Origin of the sequence: Spirosoma liriopis, assembly GCF_023196085.1 — a bacterium.
Taxonomy (GTDB): Bacteria; Bacteroidota; Bacteroidia; order Cytophagales; family Spirosomataceae; genus Spirosoma; species Spirosoma oryzicola.
In genome coordinates this window covers 20,430-27,327 of sequence record NZ_JALPRF010000017.1, presented here as the reverse complement: position 1 = coordinate 27,327, position 6,898 = coordinate 20,430, and the positions used below count along the sequence as shown (strand labels likewise).

The 6,898-nt window shown below is 55.0% G+C and carries 1 protein-coding gene; it reads right to left on the bottom strand.

The annotated features are described in order from the left end of the window. Window positions 1-6,777 (bottom strand): DUF7948 domain-containing protein (locus M0L20_RS29895; RefSeq protein ID WP_290428936.1); only part of this gene is annotated, 6,777 nt, incomplete at its 3' end. Window positions 6,778-6,898 lie beyond the last annotated feature (121 nt).

The window sequence follows — 6,898 nt, the reverse complement described above, 5'->3', positions numbered from 1 at the left end:
GCTCAGGCTGCTGCCCGGGGTCAGACCCGTGAAGCTGTAAAGCCCGCTGGCGTTGGTGGTCGTCGTCAGGGAGGCCACCCCGTTGGTGTACAAGGTCACGACAACCCCCGCAATCGGCGACTCGCCGGCATCCTGGATGCCATTCTTGTTGGCGTCCACCCACACGTAGTCCCCTAGGGAGGCTTTAGGAGCCACACTACAGCTCACTGGTGCTGTGTAGGTTGTACTTACTGGATTACATAAACTCGTCGATGCGCTTAGTGTTACTGTGTGTATCTGTCCATCACTGATTAAGCCCGTCAGCGAATAGGGAACGCTTGATTGTCCCGCTGTTACCGCCACGATTGTACTGCTGCTGCCAGCCGTTAGGGTTAGGCTACCCGCTGCGGCATTCGTCAGGCTGACAGTACCGCTAAGTGTATACTGGTTAGTAGCCGTTACACAACTGCTCGGCGTTACTGAAACAGCCGCCTGGGTGCAGAACGTACATACGGGTGCCGTCACCAACGTTGTACTGCTACAGCCGTTCAGGCTCACCGTGAGTGTTACATTCTGACCCGCTGGAATAGCATAGACACTATCGCCCTGCACCAGACCCGCTGTTGCCGTAACAACCGCCGTTGACGGTTGCTTAAAGAACCGAATCGAATATGTGCCAAATGACCGGCAAGCAATCGTACTTACTGCGAGTACTGGTAATTCGCTAAAGCTTACCGTAACGGGGAGAATAGTAGTACAGCCGTCCGCAGACGTAGCTTTGACGTAATACGTACCAGCTCCCACCGCCGTTGGGTTGGCAACGGGTACGCTCCGTGCGTTGGCATCCAGCCAGTAGCTTACCGTACCGTTGCTTTGAGGCATGGCACTGGTCAAGTCTATCCGGGCGTTGCCGTCGCTGTTCTGACATGCCGTTAGTGTGCTTTGTACAGTCAGGGTAGGTGCCTGGCCCACCGACACCAGAACCTGATCGGTAGCGACACAGCCTGTCAACGGATCAGTAGCTGATAATTCGTACGTAGTGGTCTGGGTAGGACAGACAACCGTCTGATAATTATTAACGTCCCGAATGGTAGCCAATCCTGCTGCTGAGCTAGGAACCGTACGCCAACTGTACGAGTAAGGGCCGTTTGTTAAGGAACCAATCGTTACGCAATTACCGGAACAAGCCGATTTATCAGTACCCGCGGACAAAGTGATGGTAGATACTTTGATATCCTGGTAGGCATAGGTAGTACAGCCATTGCTGGTCACGGCAATGCGATAGCGATAGACGCCGGGAGCTGGGTTATCAGTGACAATGAAAGACGGATTGGCACTGGTAGCGCTCGACAACCGGTTGCTAGTGGTGGGGTTGGTATAGCCGGCCAGTACTGTCCACTGCACCGTAGCGCCCGCCGGAATGCTGTTGCTTAGTCCAATGACGGGATTCGTAGTTGCCGGTAGACAGAGCGTGACGTCTTTGGCCTGCGCGACATAGGTCGGAACAGGTACATCGAATACGTAGTTTTGTACGCAGCCGCCCGGTGAGGTAGCCGTCAGGGTATAGGAGGTTGCTACGGTCGGACTAACCCGGATGCTGTCATTAGAGGCTGTTCCATCCGGGAAGTTGACGACCGGAGGTCCTAACACACCTCTGAATGGGGACCAGTTAAACGTCCAGTCTGTTACCGCAGCGGGGTTGGTAACCGCCAGCAGGATGCCCGTTGGCGAACAGACTGATCCCGTGACGGTATTGACCGTTGGGATAGTGGCCGGATTGACGGTGACATTGGCCGTGGTAGGGCAACTGCCGTCGTACGATGCCGTTACGGTGTAGACCCAGGGACCAGCACCCGTGGTGGTTACGGTCGGATAGCGTTTGGCTGCCTCCGTCGGTGTCAGGCCGTTACCGCTGGAAGCAGATGTCCAGGTGTAGGATGCTGTTCCGTCGGTGAGCCCTTCGCCAAGGGTAACGGTACCGCCGTTACAACTTTTCAGATTGGTAACGGCTAAAACCGGACCCGCTACACTCGTGAAGCTTATCGTACTGGTATTGGTACAGCCCGATGTAGGGTCGGTTACGGTTAGCCGGAAAACGACATTGCTGGTCTGGGCTGGAATGCTGGCTGTCGTTACGTTACTGGTCGAGTTGGCAATCGTAGCTGAGCCACCAATAACGGTCCACTGGTAGTTGAGGTTGGTCGGTCCTGGCGTACCCAGGTTTACGGTTGTACTCGCCCGGGTGCGGCAGAATCGGGTGCCCGGCCCTCCTATGGGAATTGGTAAACTCTGCACCGTTATTCTAACCGTATCTCTTGCCTGACAACCGCTGACCACGTCGGTCGCGGTTACGGTATAGGTGCCCGAATTGCCCGGCGTGAAGGTTGGCTGAGCGATGTTTGGATTGGACAGGTTCGCCGTTGGGCTCCACTGGTAGGAATAGCCAGTAATGGCAGGTGCTCCGATCAGAACAGGTTTACCTGCACAGGTAGCCTGATCAGGAGGAATGCTGACACTAGGCAACGAAGCAGCACCAGCAAATACTTTGATGACCACCCTACAGGTGTAGCCTCCGCTGTAGGTAGCCGTCAGGGTGTACTCGGTCGTTGAGTTAGGCTGGGCCCACACACGGGGCGATTGGGGACCTGAGCCGGTCAAAGGCTGGCGACTATTGAGATCGAACAGGCCATTTAGCGGAGACCATGTATACGTTACATCACCCTGACCGTCTGTCCGGGTAGGTCCGATTGCTACGCCAGTGGTGCCCGCGCAAACGCCGGTAGCACTTACAGGCAAAGCAATATCACAAAAATTCTGGGTTTGCCCGCAGACCGGGAAGTAGTCGATTTCGGCGGTGTCCCGACGGCTACAGGCCGGATTGGCGGTATTGGAACTGGTGCGGATGTAGCGCACTTTGAAGTACTGGGTTGAGTTCGGGGTAAACTGCGCCTGGCTCTGGCTCGTACTGTTGAGCATGGCTACGGGCGCTACCGGCGCACTACCGGTCAGTATCGTTCCCGTCCAGCTGTAGCTGATACCCGACTCACTAGGGGTGCCTAGGGTCAATCCCTGACCACCACACTTCATGGTCTTGGTATTGAATGCGTAATTCGGCGTCTTGTAGACGGTTACTACCTGCTGAGTGCCCACCGAACAGTTCGAAGCCGTATTGTAGCCAGTCAGGTAGTAGGTATACGTATTGACACCCTGGGGGCCCATTGTCCCTGTTTCCAGCCGAGGGTTTAGTACTGTATTGTCGACCAGGCCGATACCGGGTGCCCACTCGTAGGTTAGATTGGGGTCTGCGGTTAGGCCCTGACCTAACGTCAGTACTTGCCCCTGACAGGCCGACAGGTTCGGTAAGGCCGCCAGTGGGGCGGGGGCGCTGTTGCTGACGGTTACCTGGCTGGAGGCACAGACCTGCCCGTCTAAGGTCGGTGTCAGCGTAAAGACTCGGGTTGTGTTCGCCGGAATAGACGATGACGTGAGTACGGGTTTAAGTACGTTGGTCGCACTCAGCCCCGTTGCCGGACTCCACGAATACGTCAGGGACTGGTTCGCCAGGTCGGGGGGCGAGGCTGGTCCTAGCGTTACCGTAGGCCGGTTACAGGTCAGGATTGTGGCGGCACCAGCTGCTTCCAGGTTCAGGGTAGTGAGTTGGAGGGTGTCGCTGCTGACACAGCCCCGGGCATCGGTCACGAACAGATAATACGTGCCGTCCTTACTTAGATTGGTCGGAATGGGTGAGAGTCCATTGGTCGCAATCGTTCCGCTGGAAACGAACGTCGTGTCGCCGTCCTTTACCCACTGGTAGCTGTAAGGAGCCTGGGGGCCGTCTGAGCCGGGAACGACGGCAAAAGTTTGGATAAAGGGCTGCCCGACGCAATGCGCGTAGGGCTTGCTGGCAATGTTGGTGCTGTGGGTGACACTGGCAGTGCAATTGATACTGACGGCGGCACTGATGAGCGAATCTTTACAGACCCCGCCCAGCCAGTCGGCACTCGTACCAAAGGCAATCCGACGGTAGTAGGTGGTTCCTCCTGAACAGGTAGGACTGTAATCCTTATTGGTTGCATCGGCCACGTCGGACCAGGGACCACTGGCGGAATTAGCCTGCTGCCACTGGTAAGTAATAGTCGGTGGACACTGCTCGGCCTGGTTGGTAACGGGGATATTGAGATCCGCCGAGACATCGTTGCCCACAATGGGGCTGACGTACGAGTTGAGACAGAACGTTCCGCTGGCTGCCGTGATAGTATTGGTTTTGATGCGGACGGGTCCGAACTTGGTCAGCAGCAGGTTATTGTAGTTGGTGCCTTTGGGCCCTGAATAGCCTGTTATAACGTTGCCATTAGCATCATAAGCCGACGGTGTCCAGGGATAAAAACCCGAGTTCGGGGAGTTATTCCCGAGACTGGCGTTATTGGGATAGGCCGGAAAGTAGTCTGAAGTATTGGAATAGACGTAGATGTTGCAGTCTCGAATGACGGCTCGGGTATGAGAGAGGTAACCTTTACCAACGAAATTAACGAAGCTGGCGTACTGGGTAGCGCCAGTCTGGCTGTTGAGCGTCATCAGGTAGGCCGGATTTGCCATAGCCGTGTTCGAGGCCGGAGTAGTAATGCAGGCATCGGGTGACACATACTGTTGTACAGTTGGCGCCTGTACTTTTCTTCCAGAAAGTCCATTGTCCGCAACTGGATTGTAAATCATGACCAAATTACCTTTCCCATCGGGAGTCAGGGTGATCGCTTCCCGCCTTAAATAGTCAAGTGTGACATTTTCAGCATTGGCAATGGCCCTGACGTATTTGAGTGATAGGTCCGTCTTATCGAGAGCCGCTAACCCTATCACTAAGCTATTGGCATTGGCACCTAACGGCATGTTACCCGATAGCGGCAAAGGGCTAGCACTTGCTCTAAAAGAAGGTAGCACCACATACACGCCATTGTTGTCCTGAGCAACACTGTACATTGTACCGAACAAAGTAGTGACCGGAGAAGCATAAGGAAGAAGCGTTGACGCCAGTAAGCCCCCAGCCGAACTCATTTTAGCGATAAAGGCTACGGCTGTTCCGGTATAGCCACTGGGTATATTGTTTTTGGTTATAGGCATCCCTGTCGCTGCGCTACTTCTACCATACATATAACTCGTACCCGATGGCTCAACAGCTACCGATGCCAGATAATCCACGCCGGAACCTCCCAAGTAAGTTCCCCAACGGAAGGTGCCCGCCGGGCTAAAGGAAGCCAGAAAGAAATCACCCGTTACCCCTGCTCCTTTTGACGGTTGTGCTACGCCAGCCGTGGTTGGTAAATCGGTGCTAAACGTAGTGCCTCCCAGATAAATGTTGTTGTTGGCATCAACACCCATAGTACTATTGGGGGTTGTCTGCCCAGTTACATGGTTATAATCACTGTTACTTCCCCCATAGTAGGTCGCCCATTCCACCGTTCCCGTAGCTGACAGCTTGCTGATGTACATGTCTCCTCCGGGATTACCGTACAAATAATGATTGCCATTATTTCCATTGTAGTCCGTCGCGGGTGAAGGTCGAGTAGGCTGGAAAGCCCCAGGAGTGGTGTATGCGTTGCCCGCACCAGCCGTGGAAGTAACAATAACGGGTTTGCCATCGCTACCCACGGCCAGATCGACCCGGCCAGCGGTCATGAAATGATAGACGTTAGCATCGAGCACAGTACTCCACAACACCTGATTGCCATCCGGCGACAGTTTCATCACGAAGGGCTTGTACGTACCCGGATAGGTTGTTCCTACCACGTAACTTGTAAAAGGCGTAGTTGGATCAGAGTAGTTGTCGCCCACGGTGACCGGAAAACCAGGACCGGTTACGTGGCCAGCCAGAAAGATGTTGCCCTGAGCGTCGAAGCCGATCCCCCCGTTGATTTCCCGCGAGGACTGCCCCCCCAGAAACGTACTCCACAAAATCACTACCGGGTCGATGACCAGCGGCTGGCTCTGATCGTAGGAACCGAGCTCAAACCCTACCTTGCGATCGCCCAGTAGTTTATAGCTAACCGCAACCGCCACTTCCTTGTCGCCAATGCGCTGATAGGCGTAGGGACGAGCCTTGCGCAGCTCGCCGAAAGGCAGTTTCATGGCTAGTTCCCCCTTTGTGGTAACGGACAAACCAGACAAACCATCTAGCGCCAGCTGGATGCTGTCGGGACGACCACCGGGGTTGACCACAAAGTCATATTCCAGTTCGGAGGCTCCCTTGCCGTAGAAGCGCAGGTCGGTATGGTCATAGACATCAGCATACCACAGTTCCCCGTACCGGCCAATCTGGTGACTGCCTTTTTTATCGACGTAGGTATACACGCCTTTATCGTGCTGCTCCTGTTTGCCCACCGGGGCCGAGGGGTTCCCTCCTACCCAGCGCATCTTCCAGCCATAGGCTTTGGGCTGGGGATGCGCCGAATCGGCCTTCGGTGTCAACCCAAATACGACCCCATCGGTGAAGAACTGCAAAGTCGCCTGTGGAGTAGCCATCCAGTAGGCTGCCTTACCCCCAAATACGTTCGTCTCAAAGGCCAGCGGAGTGGGATGGCTTTTGAGGAGTTGGCGGGCCCGGTCTACGCGGTCGCGTTGGAGTGCATCGTCAACCTTTCGTCCGACGCCGTCACTCTTCTTACTGCCAACGGCTGGATCACCGGAACGGATCGTTTTTCCGCCCGACTGGAGGCCAGAATATTGCTGAGCACGAACCAGGGTCGATGCGAGGAGCAGGCAAAGGCACAACAGGTTGGTGACAGAATAGGTAAAGACTCGTTGCATAACAGTAGGAATGAAGAATGAGGGTTGTGCGTTGGACGGGGTAAAGTCACCCGCACAGAAAAGTCGTTTTTACGAAAGGGGTATCAGAAGTGCCTGCTGATTAATCGAAGCACTGTAACTA